Raw genomic sequence first — 15,547 nt, forward strand, 5'->3', positions numbered from 1 at the left:
GATGCCGCTCTATACATTGACTACCGAAGCGGGTGTGCTCAGCAACGAGGCTAGATCCAGGCTCGCGGGCGACCTGACGACGCTGCATGCGGACTATGCCGGCGTACCGAAGAACTGGGTACACGTGGTGTTTCAGGAGTATCCGCCGGGCAATGGGTTCACTGCGGGCGAACCGGCGGCGACCGCCGCATTGACGCTGCTGATCCGCAGCGGCCGCACCGCTGAATATAAACGGGGCCTGCTGCAGCGTCTCTGGACCTTGTTTCAGACTGCAACGGGTGCTGCCGATGACCAGATCGTCATCGGCATCCAGGAGGTGCCGCCCAGCCAGGCGATGGAGATGGGGCAGATCATGCCGGACGTCGTGGGCGAATAGCGCCACCGACGATTACAGCGGTATTCTCGATCACACTTTGTTCGTACGAAGTCGTTTCCCGCATGAACCCATGATCAAATTGATTTGACGCGCTTACAGAAATGCCGGTCCCCGGCTTACGTCCTTTAATATCTCGCACAAATAACCCTATTCGCTGACAGGGTTTCAGACAAGTACCGCCATCGGGTCATAAAAATATATAAAACCCTTGATAATCGTATCGGCGAGACTTGCGACATTATTTTTTAGATGTTGCAAGTAATTCTGAGTGACCGTATTGTTCACGCCGGTGCCTTCGCCGATACTTCTCGTCTGCCATTGTAAAAAGACGCTCCGCAACGGTAGGTACCCAACCAGCCGCGGTTAGTGCACGCGCACCGCGCGCATGCACACAGCCCGCATCCACACCGGGTGGCACCGAACCATAAAGTGAGCGAGACGTCCTGGAGTGCGAGTGAAAAAGCGAACACCATCTTCACCAGTTCAAGCACCGGCAAGCACGACAGACGAGAACAACCTTAAACCCGGCGAGGGCGAGCAGAATTCTACGAGCCGCAATATCGAAGCATTGCAGGGCATCGCGCCGAACGTCATGGTGGAAATCGGCAGAGTGATTTCTCACATAGGGACTGCCGGGTTCTTTCTCGCGACGCAGCAACTGGTCGACAGCACAGTTGCGATCGACGGTATGCACGTATCGGTCTGGAAGGTCGACGCACACGCGCGTCGTTTTATGGACGGCGTGCCGCTGTATGGCTCGGAGCTGGTCGATGCGGGCATCCGCAAAGGCTTGCCCGAAGCGCTGATAACGCAGCTCGTCGATCAGCAGGGTCCGCAACTGATTCGCTTGCAGCCAGAAGCAGAAGGCTCGTCCGATCTATTGCCGCCTGCACACCGATGCCTCATCGCGATGCGACAACCCGATTCGCTGCTGATCGTTCTTCTGCAACGAAACATCGATTCCGACGATTTCTCGCCGAATGAACTCGCGGCGCTCGAGGAACTATCGCTGGTGCTACTCCCGCTCGTCGAGCAACACGCTTCGCTCTAGTCGGGCAGATCCCCATGCACCGGACTTGCAACCGGTGCGAATGCATAGCGTCGCAACCATTCGTTGTAACCCCGCACGAGAAACCCGCCCGAACGCTCCACATATTGCTGGCGCGACGCTTCATAGACTTGCCGAAGTGCAAACCACGGCACATGCGGCAAGTCGTGGTGCACCAGATGGTAGTTGTTATTCAGAAACATCAGACGCCAGAACAGCCCGGCTTCGTTGATCACGGTGCGATGTTCGTGCGCATCGGCAACCCGGTGTTCCTGGAACGAGCGGATCGACGCAATGGCGAGCGACGGATAACCGACACCGATGATGAAGCACCACGCCGGAATCCCGCACACGCGATCGAGCCACCACGTCAACGCAACGAGTGCGGCACCGTGCGCAAACCATGTCGGCACATCGCGCCAGTCGCCGGAGACAACCTTGCGCACCGCATGTGTTGCGGTCGCTGCAATCGAGAAAGCGGGGCCGAGCAAGAGGCGTCCGATAAACGTATTGCGCGCGGTCAGCAGACCGCGTAGTACCGTACCGGTTTGTTGCCATGCAGGTGCGTCGACGAAATAGCTTTCGGGGTCGAGCTCGGGATGCGTCAGTTGCGTATCGTCGTGATGCCGCAAATGCGAGTTGCGATAGATGCCGTACGGAAACCACACTGCGAGCGGCGCGAGACCGAACAGACTGTTGAAGACCCGTGAGCGAGTGGGATGCCCATGCAGCAGTTCGTGTTGCAACGACAGGTACCACGCACTCAACAGCGCGAGCAACACGACCGCCAGCGGCAATCCGAGCGAGCGTGCATGCAGTGCGACCCCAAACCATCCGCCATAGATCACGACGATCAACAGCCACGTGGGCCACTCGGTGCGCCAGCTCCATGTGGTGCTGAGACGCGCCAGTGCTTTGCGTTGCATATCGTCGAGGTAGATCGCCATCGGCAGGGTCGGTCGGGCCTGGATGCCGGAAGCGCGGCGGCGATGGAACAGGCGGTTCAGGAAGACACGGACGCGGCAGGCGCCCGGACACGCAACAGGGCCGATGCTATCGGCTCGGATTGCGGCACAGAACCAATTTGTTGAGCAAAGCTTGTGCGGGAAGCTGCATAGCACCCGCGTACCGGGCGGCGCTATGCAGCCCGAATCGACGCGTGCCTGGATGGCGGCTGGCTAGTCGCGACTGACGATCCGGCACGCATGATCGAGCAGGCCCTCGGCGGTGCCGGTACCGCCGGTCATATCGAGGTCGCTGTTCAGGACCAGCCAGCCATCGGTGGGCGCGGACGGGCCGGCACCGGTGACGAGGATCGTCTGCAGGGCCATCGCCTGCGGCCCGATTTGATCGCGGGCGACGAGGCGGAAGGGATCGCTGGCATCGGTCAAAGACGTCACGCGCATGATCCGGTAGCGCTTGCCGTCGATCGTGTCCCAACGCCATGTGCCCGGCGCATCGTCGCGATGACGCGCGAGCGCGTCGGTCACATCGGCGCGCATGCAGTCGATGTGAAGATGCAACTGGTCCTGCGAGCGCCGGTACTCGGAGTTGATCTCAATGCCGATCTGGTCGTCGGCGAGCGGCTGCTTGAGCGATTTTCCGAGCGACGCTTCGACATAGCGCCGCGACGTCCATGCGTCTGCCCAGTACGTCGGCGCGCCGGCTTCGAGAATTTGCGGACTTTCGATGCCCGTCACGCGATCGGTGGGAATCAGCAGATGCTGCGCGCGGCCGGAGATGTCCTTGAGAATTGCGTAGCGGCGTTGCAGGTCGACGCTCGTGCACTGGCCGTAGTTGTGGCTACCGGCTTCGGCCGCCGGCACGCATTGCAGATAGACGATCTTCCACAGGGCATCGTGATCGACGGCGGCGAGCTTCGCGCAGCTGGCTGCCACGCAGGCGAGCAGGACTGCACAGGTGAAACGTAGCGCCGGGCGTGACGAGACGAGGCGGGAGATCATGTGCATCGTTCAGAGCACCGGCGCAGGCAACTGCCCGAGCACCTGTTCGAGCGCGATACCGATAGCGAGCAGACGGCGGTCGCTGCCGATCAGACCATCGATCTCGATGCCGACCGGCAGGCGCTCCTTCGTCATGCCCGCGGCCAGCGAGAGCCCGGGAATACCGGCGGCGCTGGCCGGATCGGTATTGCGCAGGTACGCGCTCATTTCGTCGATCGGTTCGGCACCGTCGATCGATACCTTCGACGACCCGTTGATCTCGTCGAGCGGCACCGCGGCGAGGCGCGTGGTCGGGAACAGCAGCGTGTCCAGCCGGTGGCTGGCGAAGGTATCCGCGTAGTGCCGCTGGAGCTGCGGACGCCAGACCGTCAGCGCCTCGTAATAATCGCCGCCGAACCGGTCGGCGAGGATCATGTCGTAGGCGATCCGCACGTCCGGACTCGCGATACGGGCGGCGATTGCCTCGACAGTCTGGACCGGAGCGCGGTTGGCAACGAGCCACGCCGGTACGTCTTCGCGCGGCTCGTGCAGGGCGATGGCCGTGGCGACGAGCAGATTCAGTTTCAGCAGGTCCGGCATCTCGACCGGCACGAACGTCACGCCGGCCGTTTCGAGCCGCTTGAGCGCGTCGCGCGCGACGTCTTCCACCGATCTCGCGAGCCCTTCCCACAGCGGCGCCGGCAGGCCGATCCGCAGGTGCGCCAGAGCGACGGCGGGCAGCGTGTGGTCGCCGGTGATCACGCCGTCGAGCAGCGCGATATCCGCGACCGTGCGAGCCATCGGGCCGACCGTGTCGCGCGTGTGCGCGATCGGTACGACGGCGTTCGGATCGTGATAGCGGCGCTGTGCCCGGCCGTCGCCGACCGACGGGCGAAACCCGGCGGTGCCCGTGAGCGCGGCCGGAATCCGTGTCGATCCGCCGGTGTCGGTGCCGAGGCCGGCCGGTACGATGCGCGCGGCGATCGCCGCGGCCGTACCGCCCGATGAGCCGCCGGGAATCAGGCTCGGATCGTACGGATTGCGCACGGGCCCGGCGTGCGGCGCGAGGTTCGTGCTGGTAATGCCGAACGCGAGTTCGTGCATGTTGGCCTTGCCGAGCACGATCGCGCCGGCATCGAGCAGGCGCTGCACCGACGGCGCGTTGCTGGCGGGCACGAAGCCTTCCAGCGCGGGCGTGCCCGCCGATGTCGGCAAGCCGAGCGTATTGATGTTGTCCTTCACGACGACCGGCAGTCCGGCGAGCGGCAGTTGCGCGCGCACGTCGGGGGGCAGTGCGTCGATGCGCTGCGCGGCGGCAAGCGCTTCTTCCATTGCCAGAACGGTCAGCGCATTCAGGCGCGCGAGGGCGGCCGCGCGGGCCAGTAGCGTAGCAACGTAATCGGTGGCTTTCAGGCGTCCGGTATGGATCGCCGCGACCGCTTCGGTAGCGGTCAGGGAGAGCTGTTCGTCGACGGTCAATGCCATCTGGCAGGTTCCTGGAATGGCTTCTTCATGAAGCGCGGCGCGAGGGGCATGTGCTTCGGCATGACGCCGTCGGCCGCGACGCCTTTGGCACTCGCGACGCGACCCCGAACGCGCTTCGCCCAGATCGTGCGATCTCCGGCAGCATCCGTCAGCGTGTCAGACATGGTGGGGGAAATGGGCGAAGCGAGGATGGTGCGTATTCTGGCACAACCTGGTTGCGCGCGACGACAACACCGGCGGCGGCCGGTCGTTGCCGCGGCGCCCTGGCGTTTTTCTACCTGTGACCGCAGTAAAGGCTACTGCCGGTTGTCGATCCACATGCGTCCCCAGCGGAACGCATAGGCGAGCGCATGCTCTTCGTCGAAGAAGTAGTCGAGCGCGTCGAACGAGTACGCGCGGCTCTGGTCTGCCACGGCTTTCTCGATGGTGAGATTGGCCGCGAAGAGGCCGTTGGGAAGTCGCTGCGCTACCGGTGCGACTTCATAACCCTTGTAGTGAATGTGTCGATTCATGGTCGTCGCGATGATCGTGCCCGCGTTGCGTAAGAGTACGCATGTCGACGATCGGAAAGTGAGCGGGCAGGCACAAGCGTAGGGTGTGCCGTGCGCACGGTGAACCAATCTTTCGTCGCAAGCAAATCAGCGGGAACCGGGAACGGTCTTCACGGACTGCGTGGTAACGCAAGCGAGAAACTGGTGTCGACTATCCGTCGTGGACTGCGAATGGTCTGTTGGCTGGCGCACGCCGCGGGCTTCTTCCGTGGTGATATCTGCAGGTAGAAGCGGAGCGGGTGGAGGCGGGCTGGGAAGGTGAAGCGGTGACTGCTGCGTAGTGTTTGGTTTGAAGCACGGTTTGCAGTGCGCCAGGGCGCGTGGTGCAGCCCTGGCGGAACTGGTCCGATAGCTAACTGGCCAGCGACAGCACTTTCGCCGAGCGCGACTCCGTCACTGTGTCGGCACCGAGACGCACCGGCTGCCGATGCGCATTGAACGCGAGCGCAAAGTCGGCGGCCTGGCGGCCGACTGTCGCGAGCTGCTCGACGACCTTCGGATCGGAGCAGGACTCCACGCTGTCGAAGCGGGTTTCCAGCGTATTGATGCCGGCGCCGAACGGCGTGGGCCAGCCGCGCAGCGCATGCACGATCGAGCGCAGGGAGGTCAGCACCGAGCCCGCGGCCTGCCAGCCGTAGGCGGTGACGATGCAGCCCACGGCGCGCCCGTCGAGATACGGACGTTCGTCGGCGCGCAGTTCTTCGAGCGTATCGAGTGCGTTCTTCACGAGACCCGACACGCCGCCGTGATAGCCGGGCGTCGCGATGATGAGGGCGTCGGCGGTGCGCACGGCTTCGATCAGCTCGATCTGTTCGGCGGTGCGCTGCGGGTTTTCGGGGGCGTAGTGCGGCAGGCTATGCAGGAACTCGCCGCCGAACAGACGCGTACGCGCGCCTGCATCCTGGGCGCCGCGCAGCGCGAAACCGAGCGCTCGCTCGGTCGACGAAGCTGCGCGCGTCGTACCGCCGATGCCAATGACGAGCGGCCGGCGATGATGATCGAAACTGGTCAACGGAATGCTCCTTCGTGAGCGGCTGCCGGCGGCCGCGCAAGGTGCTGCGCGCGGCGGGCACGGGCGGTCTCCACCACGGGGACCGCTATTCAAACCGTCATCTTAGTGACCGATGGTAGCAGCGAGAACCGACATATTCTGATAACGATATACGCGAGCAGGGTTATCTCATTGACGCGGTTGGGCACAGAGAACATTCGTGGATAAGCTTATCGGAAAGGATTTGTTGGTCGCATACGGTGTCGTCGCTATGATCGAATCGTCTCCTCCATGACATCTCCTTGACATGGGATTAGGCCCCGGCATCGCTGATGCACGGGGCCTTTTTTTTTCGCTCGCGACGCGAGCGTGCCCATCGGCATCACGCCACGTAGCTGCCCACCATCTACACGACCGTTCTACGGTTCACCCGACGACCATACGGTGTCGCGTCATTTCAGAGCAGTCCTATTTCCCCAATAAATCAGGCGGATACAGTTGCGCTCACGTTGTCTCGCTAGCTTGAGCCCAGCCCATTTACTGTAGTTCGCAGTGCATATATTGAAAAAAACCAGATATCCCGTATGTGCAGCAGGTGTTGCATGGATTCTTGCGGTCGCTTCGGATGCCGATGCGCAAACAGAGCGCCCGAATCACCTCCCGTCTCAGGACACGCTTCGCTATCAGGAGCAGCAACTTCAGGGCGTCAAGGAGCAAGCGCTTGCGCCTCCTGAGGTTCTCACGCCAGTCGTACGGCAAAACTCGGAACTTCCTGATTTCCCCATTGAAGCGCCATGTTTCGCCATTGCGGAAGTCGAATGGCGTGGGGCCGAAAACTTTCCGTGGTTACCCGGGCGAGTACCAATTGAAGGCACGTGCATGGGCGCGCAGGGCCGCGACATCTTGAGCCAATGGATCGCTCGCCAGCTGATTGCAGACGGCTATATCACGACGCAGGTTTTCTTTCCGGAACAGGACTTTGCAACCGGCCATCTGGTCATCGAGGTCGTTCCAGGTCGCGTCGGTACGATCCGCGACGAGGGCGCCGGCATTGGCTGGTCGCGCATGGTTTTTCCCGAGCGGTCTCACGCGCTGCTGAATATCCGCGATCTGGACCAGGCGCTCGAAAACATTCGCAGGTTGCCGGGGCAGGGCGTTACGGCATTCGATCTTGTGCCGGGCACGGACCTCGGCGAGTCCGACATCGTCATCCGGCACCCGCAAAACACGCGGCGAGTGCGGTTCGTGCTCACCGCAGACAACTCCGGCATCCATGCGACCGGCCGCAACCAGTTGGGCGCGATCGTTGCAATCGATTCACCGCTCCATCTTTACGACCAGTTGATCGCCACCGTCAACAACGACGCCGGGCTTCGCAATCACAGCGCCGGGTCACGTTCGAAGAGCGTCGCGTGGAATGTGCCGATCGGGTATGCGTCGTTTTCGCTGGGCTTTAGCGAGTGGTCGTCGAAACAGGCTTTGCCGGTTGTCGGCGCGGACATCCTGTACACCTCGCGAACCCGCCGCTTCGAGGCGGGCTTGACCTACGTCCCTTACCGCACAAGTCACAACAAGGGCTCGCTCCAGTTCAACCTGGTGCGTCGACAAGACCAGGCCTCGCTGGGTGGCGAAGAAATCGGCGTGCAAAAGCGCGATATCACCAGCTATGAGATCCGCGCGAGCCACCTGGAAATGTTCTCGGATGCGTCGTTACATGCAGCGGTCGGATTGCGCGGCAGCCTGGCAGGACTGAGTCGCACCCCCGGTTTCGTCTACGGGCAGTCGAACTGGAGCGGTCGCTACCAGATTCTTACTACGAGCACATCACTGAACGTGCCGTTCCGGATCGACTCACGGGCATTCGGCTATCGCGGCACGTTCTTTCTCCAGCACGCACTTCAGCCCACTCCATTCACGGAATACCTGCAGATCGGCGGGCGCTACTCGGTGCGCGGTTTTGACGGCAACCAGTCGCTCGCGGCGCAAAACGGATGGACGTGGCGCAACGAACTTGCAACGGGCCTGTTCGCGGGAAGCGAAACCTATGTCGCGCTCGATGCAGGGCAGGTATCGGGCGATCCCGCAACGGCGCGCGGGCGCACGTTGATCGGCAGCGCGCTTGGCATCCGCGGCAGTTACAGGGGGCTCGGCTATGACGTTTCTGTGGGTATGCCACTGCTGCGACCGGACACCATCCAGACCGGAACGCCGTCACTGAATGTCCAGATGACTTACCGGTTCTGAGCCTGGCTCGTCGTATCGATGGATGTGCTTCGAGTGGCTACGACCCATTCATTCACTTTAATCAGGGAGGTCATATATAGCGTGATGACACAGATGATTCTGGATGCTCACGTCAGTTGAGGCGGTTGACGCCGAAAGTCCATTTCCACACAAGATTCGGGAAAAATATGAAACTCGTAACCAAACAACAAAGTCCTGGCAACACCGTAATTTCGCATACCAAGTTGATTGCGAAAATGGCGATCGTGATGCCGTTGCTTTCGATTCAGGCGATCCATGCCCAGACCGCCCTGTCGGTCGATCCGGCCGCGGTGAATCAAGCTGCTATCGGCGCTGCTGCGAACGGTGTGCCGGTTATCGATATCGTCGCGCCGAACGGCGCCGGCGTATCGCACAACAAGTTCACGGACTATAACGTCGGTGCTGCCGGCCTGATCCTGAACAACAGCAACACGTCCGTGCAAACCCAGCTTGGCGGGTTGGTTAGCGGCAACGCGCAACTCGGCGGCGCGCCCGCCCGCGTGATCCTGAACGAAGTGACAGGCAGCAACGCGTCGAGGCTGGGCGGTACCACCGAGATTGCTGGCCAGGCAGCACACCTGATCGTGGCGAATCCGAACGGCATTACGGCCGATGGCGTCGGGTTCGTCAACGCGACCCGGGCAACACTCGTCGCGGGTCATCCGGTTCTCGGCGAAGATGGAAATGTCTCGGGCTTCAGGACGGACAATGGCCGCCTGGCTGTCGAGGGCAGCGGGATCGACGGCAGTGGGACGCAACAGCTGGATCTCATTGCCCGCAGCTTGCAGGTGAACGCGGAGATTCGCGCGGCAAAGCTGAACGTCGTGGCGGATAAAGGTAGGACGACACTCGAGGGCGATGTAATAGAACGCGAAGAGGGTGTGACGAAACTCCAGGAGGGTGTGACGAAACTCCAGGAGGGTGTGTTCGTGGACCCTGTTACAGGGGAAATCTCGATATCTAACGTCTCGATATCTAACGTCTCTATCGTCTCTAACGTCTCGATATCTAACGTCTCGACGACTAGCATCGATAGTGGGCCGGAGCGGCCTGCCGTTGCGATCGACGTGTCGAAACTCGGTAGTTTGCAGGCGGATTCGATCCGGATGTTGGCCGGATCGGCGGGGGTTGGCGTGAATGTCCTGGGCAAAGTGATTGCGAAAGATGCTCTCAACGTGCAAGGTGGACTCGTCAATGAAGGGACGGTCAGCGGCAACAGAGTGTCGGTGTCGGGCGGTCTCAAGAATCTCGGTGTCGAGAGCAAGGCGACGGCAATCGGTGTCCTGAATGTGTCGGGTGGACTCGTCAATGAAGGGACGGTCAGCGGCAATAGTGTGTCGGTGTCGGGCGGTCTCAAGAATCTCGGTGTCGAGAGCAAGGCGACGGCAATCGGTGTCCTGAATGTGTCGGGTGGACTCGTCAATGAAGGGACGGTCAGCGGCAATAGTGTGTCGGTGTCGGGCGGTCTCATGAATCTCGGTGTCGAGAGCAAGGTGGCGGCAATTGACGACCTCAAGGTGACGGGGGGCATCATGAATCAGGGGACGATACGTAGTGGTGTTATCTCAGTGACCGGCGGCTTATCAAACTCGGCACAGGGGATCATCACCAGCACAGCCAAGATCAACGTCACGGGTGGAACGCTGAACCAAGGGCGAATCGACGAGGATGTAAAACCGGCGCTGCAAGACGTGGCGGCGCCGCTCATCGCAGACAATAGTGCGAACCCAAGCGTAACGCCGCCGCTCCCCCCGGTGTTGCCGCAACCGTCCGGAACTGTTGCTTCGAGTCCGACGGCGTCCTCCAATAGCGGCGCGAGCAAAAACGTGACGCCGCAGCCCACCCTGGCATCACCGCAACCGTCTCGAAATGTGGCTCCGAGTCCGAACGCGTCCTCCAATAGTGGCGCGAGCAAAAACGTAACGCCGCTGCCCACCCTGGCATCGCCGCAACCGTCTCGAAATGTTGCTCCGAGTCCGACCGTGTCCTCCAATAGTGGCGCGAGCCAACGTGTGACGTCCGCTGCACCACAGGTACAGGTCATCCGGCAGTCGGCGAGTACACCGGTGCGGGTTGTCCAGGTGCTGACACAGGCAACTGGGCAACACCAACAAAAGCAGGTACAGGTCGCACACCAACCGAAAGCGGCCCCTGCCCCTGCCGTTCAGCAGTGGACGAACGCACAGCTAAAGGCCGCTGGTGTACGTGTCCCGGGACCGTGGGCGTGGATCAAGCCATTCGCATCGTCCACCCGTAAGTGACAACGGCGCATACCAGGACGCACCGAGGGTGACGTCCCTGCGTCGTCTGATTGACCCGATACGCTGCTAGTCGATGCAGCGAGGCAGTATGGAATGCACACGCAAAACCGATGTCCGGCTAGCATGTGCATTCCCTCAAACGCGCTTTCCATTGGAATCGCTCACCACGGTCTTGGCCTATAGTGAGCCTTCGAACCCACGACGAAGGCAGCCATGACTACACAACCAGAAACCGGGACAGTTGCAGGACACCACGAATCGACGCTGGCAGACAGACTCGATGCCGTCTTCGCGACCGCATTGGAAGAGCAGCGAATCGTCGGCGCAGTCGCCGTGGTTGCCTCACACGGCAAGGTGATTTACCGGCGAGCACACGGTTGGGCCGAACGCGAAACGCAACGACCGATGCATGAAGATACGTTGTTCCGGCTCGCATCGGTGACGAAGCCGATCGTGACGTTAGCGGTATTGCGCCTCGCTGCCGATGGCAAGCTGCAACTCGACGATCATGTGTCGCGCTGGCTGCCGGATTTCACACCCAGATTGTCTGACGGAAGTCAGCCGCCGCTGACGCTACATCAGTTGCTCACACATACGGCCGGATTGAGCTATGGCCTGCTTGAAGGTCCGGGTAGCGAATACGATCTACTCGGCATTTCCGATGGGATTGACCACGTCGATTTCAGCCTTGAGGAAAATCTGCGGCGCCTCGCCGGTGCGTCACTGGTGTTTGCTCCCGGTAGCGCGTGGCGGTACTCGCTCGCACTCGATGTACTGGGTGCCGTGATCGAACGTGTGACCGGCGCCCCGCTCGCGGAGGCGATTGCTCAACTCGTTACCGGCCCTCTGGGAATACGTGATACCGGGTTCGTGTCAGATGAGCCCGCACGCTTTGCCGTGCCGTACGCGAACGGTGTGCCGGAGCCCGTGAAAATGACGGAGAACGTCTCCGTTCCCTTACCGGAAGGACATGGCGTCGCGGTACGGTTCGCTCCATCGAGGGTGTTCGAGCCGACAGCTTATCCGTCGGGCGGAGCCGGTATGTACGGTAGCGCAGACGACGTTCTGCGCGTGCTGGAAGCCGTGCGCGGCGGCAACAGTTTTTTGCCCGCTGCGCTTCGCACCGCAATGTATGTGGACCACACGCCGCCAGGCACCGAGACAAGAGGGCCCGGATGGGGATTCGGCTATGGCGCGGCGGTGCTGAACGATCCGGTGCTGGCCGGATCGCCGCAAAGCGTCGGCACGCTGCAATGGGGCGGCGTGTACGGCCACAGCTGGTTCATCGATGCGGCGCGTGGACTGACAGTGCTGCTGCTCACCAACACAGCCTATGAAGGGATGTCGGGCGCATTGACGCTGGAGGTACGGGACGCGGTGTATGGAGATTGAATTGACAACGGCAACCGCGAACCCTATTGTGCTTGCGCGGTGCGGTGAGTCAAGCACACCCCGGGAGCAGGCAACTGATGTTCCTGGACTACGGGGTTACCCCGTGGCTGATTTCCAGTTTGCATTACGTCGCAAGAGCAGTAGTTGCGCGCTGCGCAAGGTTGCTCTCGCAGAACTAGCGCGTTGATTCATCGCTCCGCCTTCACTTATGCAATTAACCCTGCATCAAACCGTCATCGCGATCGCGGAAGCCATGCTGGCGGGAGAGCCCGACAAGGACAGCGCTGCTGCCCGGGTTGCAGCAGTTCTCGGCGAGGAGCTACCGTGGCTGAGACAGGCTGCAGGCGGTGCAATCGATCGGTTCGGCCATCGCTGGGATGACACGCAAGCGGATGAGGTGGCACCCTTCGTCGCCGACCTGCCCGGTTTCGTTTCCGCATGGATGAGTGATGAGCGGCTCACCGTCATCCGCATACTTCGACGCTCGCCCGTTCAGGGGCTCTTGCCGCCACCCCTCGCGCAGATTGAAATCCCCCAGTTGCCGACAGTCGGCGATCTGGCCGACTGGCTCGAACTGAGCCCCGCCGATCTCGAATGGCTGGCCAATCGCTGGCGAGTCGGCGCCCGCGACGCTTCGTCGCCGCTGCATCACTATTCGTACCGGGCGTGCGAGAAACGCGACGGTCGATATCGCCTGATCGAGCGTCCCAAGTCTTTGCTGCGCGTGGCACAGCATAAGCTCCTGCATGGCCTGCTCGATCGCGTACCGCCGCATGAGGCAGCACATGGCTTCCGCAAGCGGCGAAACATCGTTTCATTCGCGCTACCTCACGTGGGTCAGCAACTCGTCATCCGGCTTGATCTTGCCGATTTCTTTGTCTCGGTGACAGAGGCACGGGTCCACTCGTTTTTTCGTACGCTTGGCTACACCACTGCGGTAGCGCGTGCGATGACGGCTCTGGTAACCAACCGTGTTCCCAGTGGTCAGTTGGCCGCGCCTGATCTGCGCGGGAAATTCGACTGGCTCGAACAACAGCGGTTTCGCACGCGACATCTGCCGCAAGGCGCTGCGACCTCGCCTGCGCTCGCCAACCTGTGTGCGTTCCGTCTCGATACGCGACTTGCGGCGCTCGCGCGTTCCTTGAACGCGAATTACACACGCTATGCCGACGATCTTGCATTCTCCGGTGGCGCACAACTCCTGAGCGTGGCAGATCGGCTTCCAATCAAGGTGGCGGCGATCGCTATCGAAGAAGGCTTCGCAGTACAACCACGCAAGACGCGTGTGATGCCTCGCGGCGTACGGCAACGGCTCGCAGGGGTCGTGGTGAACCAGCATCCGAATTTTTCACGTGACAGGTTCGACACGCTCAAGGCAACGCTCACCAATTGCGTGAAGCACGGCGTCGCGTCGCAGAATCGATACGCGCACAGGGACTTTCGCGCGTCGCTTGCGGGGCACATCGCGCACGTGACCATGCTGAACAGTTCGCGTGGGGCAAAACTCAAAGCGATTTTTGATCGCATCGACTGGGACGAGCCGGTGGGTGACGAGCACGGCACTGCGGTTTGATAGAACGGCCTGTGCGCGAGCATAGGGCGCTTTCGGCTTGCGGCACGAGTCGGCTCCGGCTATGCAGCGTGCCCCCAGCGTCGCGCGTACGAGCGAGCGCATCGATGCTCCGCGCATTCAACCGAGCGGCGCCACACCGATCACATGCACATGTGCCGACAGCACCGTGTACGCATACAACCCCAACCCCACCGCAACGACGATCACGTCGTTGACCGCCGAAGCCGGCACAGACGGCACCGCACGGACATTAGGGCGCCGGCCGACTGAAATCAGATCCGCCACAGCCCAGACGAGGAACGCACCGAACAGCAACACATCGTTGAGCGTACCGTTGGCGAGCAGATGCGCCGCCGCCCACAGGATCACGGCAAGCAGCATCGGATGGCGTGCAGCACGCTTGATTCGACCGGGCACGTAAGCCGCGATCAGCAAAGGAAACACGGGCAGCATGAGCAGCAGCGTCAGGTGCTGTAACGCAACCGGCGGCGCATAGAGCATGACCGGTGTGCGTCGCGCGATGCCATAACCGTAGATGACCGCAGCCAGACTCACGATCGACACCACCGAATACAACCCTCGCCACGGGTTCGCACCCATGCGTGCAACCTGCGCATCGCGCCAGCTTGGCGCGACGATCGAGATGGAGTGAATTCCAAGGAAGATCACGAGACCCGCAATCAGAATGGGCATAAATCCGACCTTATGTTGACATCGACAACATCCAAATTAGATGACGATTTTCGGTTGGTCAAGATAAAATTGACAGCGTCAATATATGGGCGGATGACGAGCGCAACGATGAGCAAACACACATCCACTGGCAAGGCCAGGCGGCCGTATCACCACGGAGCATTGCGCGAGGCAATGTTGGAGGCGGCCGAGCGCATCCTCAATCGTGAGGGTATCGAGGGGCTCACGCTGCGCGCCGCGGCGCGCGAAGCTGGTGCTTCTCACGCCGCGCCGAAGAACCACTTCGAGAATCTGACCGGGCTGCTCAGCGATCTGGCCATCGTAGGTTTTCAACGCTTCGAGCGGCGCCTTCTCGATGCGGCGGCCACGGTGGTCGAGTCAGATACAGCGGATACGGCAGATGCACCCGACGCACCCAACGCGCGGCTTCCCGCTTTAGGCCGTGCCTACGTTGAGTTTGCGACGCAGTTCCCAGGGCTCTTCATGCTGATGTTTCGCAGCGAGCGGCTCGACCTCGAACGCCCGGGCTTGCGCGAGGCGATGAGCCGCGCGTCGTCGGTGCTGCGCGCTGCCGTGGGCGTGCCGCAGGAGCCGGACGCGCTGTTGCCTACCTTCGGCGCCGCGCGGGTTGTCGCCGCATGGGCACTGGTCCATGGATTCGCGATGCTGAAGATCGACGGTCGTCTGAACACGATAGGCCACAGTCTGCCAGAGGGCATCGATGCAATGGCGTTGCTCGATGTCATTCTCGATGCGGGCGGTGGTCAGCTGACAGCCCCTCAACCTCTCGTCAGCCAACAGAAATGAAGACAGGGGGTGACCTGGCGAATCGAAACCCTACGGGTTTTCCTTCATAAACAAGCGCAGCAACGACCCTTCTGCACCCCGATCAGCCCAATCGGACGCCGATCATTCCATAAACGACACGAGCCGTTTGCCATCGTGCGACGCACCATCGGCGCAATCGCT

Annotated in this window: 13 protein-coding genes; 7 read left to right on the forward strand and 6 right to left on the reverse strand. The window is 61.6% G+C overall.

What is annotated here, in order from left to right; all coding sequences use genetic code 11:
- The first annotated feature begins 1 nt into the window (after position 1).
- Together M0D65_RS07480 and M0D65_RS07485 are read left to right on the forward strand one after the other, a co-directional pair.
- The gene (locus tag M0D65_RS07480) at positions 2-376 is read left to right on the forward strand and encodes a tautomerase family protein (RefSeq protein ID WP_266252102.1); all 375 of its coding nucleotides are present in this window, start codon (positions 2-4) and stop codon (positions 374-376) included.
- A gap of 454 nt (positions 377-830) precedes the next feature.
- Positions 831-1,427: a hypothetical protein gene (locus M0D65_RS07485; protein WP_266252103.1), complete on the forward strand. Its 597-nt coding sequence runs from the start codon at positions 831-833 to the stop codon at positions 1,425-1,427.
- Here the strand turns inward: M0D65_RS07485 and M0D65_RS07490 are convergent.
- The 5 genes from M0D65_RS07490 to M0D65_RS07510 form a co-directional block, all read right to left on the reverse strand.
- Positions 1,424-2,371 (reverse strand): fatty acid desaturase, encoded by a 948-nt coding sequence (locus M0D65_RS07490; RefSeq protein WP_266252104.1) that lies wholly within the window; start codon positions 2,369-2,371, stop codon positions 1,424-1,426. The genes M0D65_RS07485 and M0D65_RS07490 overlap by 4 nt on opposite strands.
- A gap of 231 nt (positions 2,372-2,602) precedes the next feature.
- Complete coding sequence (locus M0D65_RS07495; RefSeq protein WP_266252105.1) at positions 2,603-3,394, reverse strand: CDP-diacylglycerol diphosphatase; 792 nt, start codon at positions 3,392-3,394, stop codon at positions 2,603-2,605.
- Between the two features lie 3 nt (positions 3,395-3,397).
- Entirely contained in the window at positions 3,398-4,852 is a 1,455-nt protein-coding gene (iaaH, locus tag M0D65_RS07500) for an indoleacetamide hydrolase (protein WP_266252106.1), read from the reverse strand.
- 296 nt (positions 4,853-5,148) lie between these two features.
- Positions 5,149-5,364, reverse strand: coding sequence for an HlyU family transcriptional regulator (locus M0D65_RS07505; RefSeq protein ID WP_266252107.1), 216 nt, complete (start codon positions 5,362-5,364; stop codon positions 5,149-5,151).
- A 391-nt stretch (positions 5,365-5,755) separates the two neighbouring features.
- A complete protein-coding gene (locus M0D65_RS07510; RefSeq protein WP_266252108.1) occupies positions 5,756-6,415 on the reverse strand; it encodes an NADPH-dependent FMN reductase in 660 nt (219 codons plus the stop codon).
- A 531-nt stretch (positions 6,416-6,946) separates the two neighbouring features.
- Between M0D65_RS07510 and M0D65_RS07515 the strand changes: the two genes are divergently transcribed.
- The 4 genes from M0D65_RS07515 (at position 6,947) to M0D65_RS07530 (ending at position 13,885) form a co-directional block, all read left to right on the forward strand.
- Positions 6,947-8,638 carry a ShlB/FhaC/HecB family hemolysin secretion/activation protein gene (locus M0D65_RS07515; protein ID WP_266252109.1) on the forward strand — a complete coding sequence of 564 codons (1,692 nt, stop codon included), beginning with the start codon at positions 6,947-6,949 and terminating at the stop codon, positions 8,636-8,638.
- 125 nt (positions 8,639-8,763) lie between these two features.
- Positions 8,764-10,920: a filamentous hemagglutinin N-terminal domain-containing protein gene (locus tag M0D65_RS07520; protein WP_266252110.1), complete on the forward strand. Its 2,157-nt coding sequence runs from the start codon at positions 8,764-8,766 to the stop codon at positions 10,918-10,920.
- Between the two features lie 213 nt (positions 10,921-11,133).
- Positions 11,134-12,312, forward strand: coding sequence for a serine hydrolase (locus tag M0D65_RS07525; protein WP_266252111.1), 1,179 nt, complete (start codon positions 11,134-11,136; stop codon positions 12,310-12,312).
- Positions 12,313-12,520: 208 nt separating this feature from the next.
- Complete coding sequence (locus M0D65_RS07530) at positions 12,521-13,885, forward strand: reverse transcriptase family protein (RefSeq protein WP_266252112.1); 1,365 nt, start codon at positions 12,521-12,523, stop codon at positions 13,883-13,885.
- A 117-nt stretch (positions 13,886-14,002) separates the two neighbouring features.
- Here the strand turns inward: M0D65_RS07530 and M0D65_RS07535 are convergent, their stop codons facing one another.
- Positions 14,003-14,578 carry an NnrU family protein gene (locus M0D65_RS07535; RefSeq protein ID WP_266252113.1) on the reverse strand — a complete coding sequence of 192 codons (576 nt, stop codon included), beginning with the start codon at positions 14,576-14,578 and terminating at the stop codon, positions 14,003-14,005.
- 108 nt (positions 14,579-14,686) lie between these two features.
- Here M0D65_RS07535 and M0D65_RS07540 point away from each other — a divergent pair, with 108 nt between their 5' ends.
- Positions 14,687-15,385, forward strand: a complete 699-nt coding sequence (locus M0D65_RS07540) for a TetR/AcrR family transcriptional regulator (RefSeq protein ID WP_266252114.1) — start codon at positions 14,687-14,689, stop codon at positions 15,383-15,385.
- The last annotated feature ends 162 nt before the right edge of the window (positions 15,386-15,547 follow it).

This window comes from Paraburkholderia sp. CHISQ3 (assembly GCF_030464945.1).
GTDB classification, from domain to species: domain Bacteria; phylum Pseudomonadota; class Gammaproteobacteria; order Burkholderiales; family Burkholderiaceae; genus Paraburkholderia; species Paraburkholderia megapolitana.

Bases quoted from the DNA above. Each gene is read 5' to 3' on its own strand.
- M0D65_RS07480 (WP_266252102.1), top strand. From the start codon at position 2: ATGCCGCTCTATACATTGACTACCGAAGCGGGTGTGCTCAGCAACGAG.
- M0D65_RS07490 (WP_266252104.1), bottom strand. From the start codon at position 2,371: ATGGCGATCTACCTCGACGATATGCAACGCAAAGCACTGGCGCGTCTC.
- M0D65_RS07495 (WP_266252105.1), bottom strand. From the start codon at position 3,394: ATGCACATGATCTCCCGCCTCGTCTCGTCACGCCCGGCGCTACGTTTC.
- iaaH (WP_266252106.1), bottom strand. From the start codon at position 4,852: ATGGCATTGACCGTCGACGAACAGCTCTCCCTGACCGCTACCGAAGCG.
- M0D65_RS07505 (WP_266252107.1), bottom strand. From the start codon at position 5,364: ATGAATCGACACATTCACTACAAGGGTTATGAAGTCGCACCGGTAGCG.
- M0D65_RS07525 (WP_266252111.1), top strand. From the start codon at position 11,134: ATGACTACACAACCAGAAACCGGGACAGTTGCAGGACACCACGAATCG.
- M0D65_RS07530 (WP_266252112.1), top strand. From the start codon at position 12,521: ATGCAATTAACCCTGCATCAAACCGTCATCGCGATCGCGGAAGCCATG.
- M0D65_RS07535 (WP_266252113.1), bottom strand. From the start codon at position 14,578: ATGCCCATTCTGATTGCGGGTCTCGTGATCTTCCTTGGAATTCACTCC.
- M0D65_RS07540 (WP_266252114.1), top strand. From the start codon at position 14,687: ATGAGCAAACACACATCCACTGGCAAGGCCAGGCGGCCGTATCACCAC.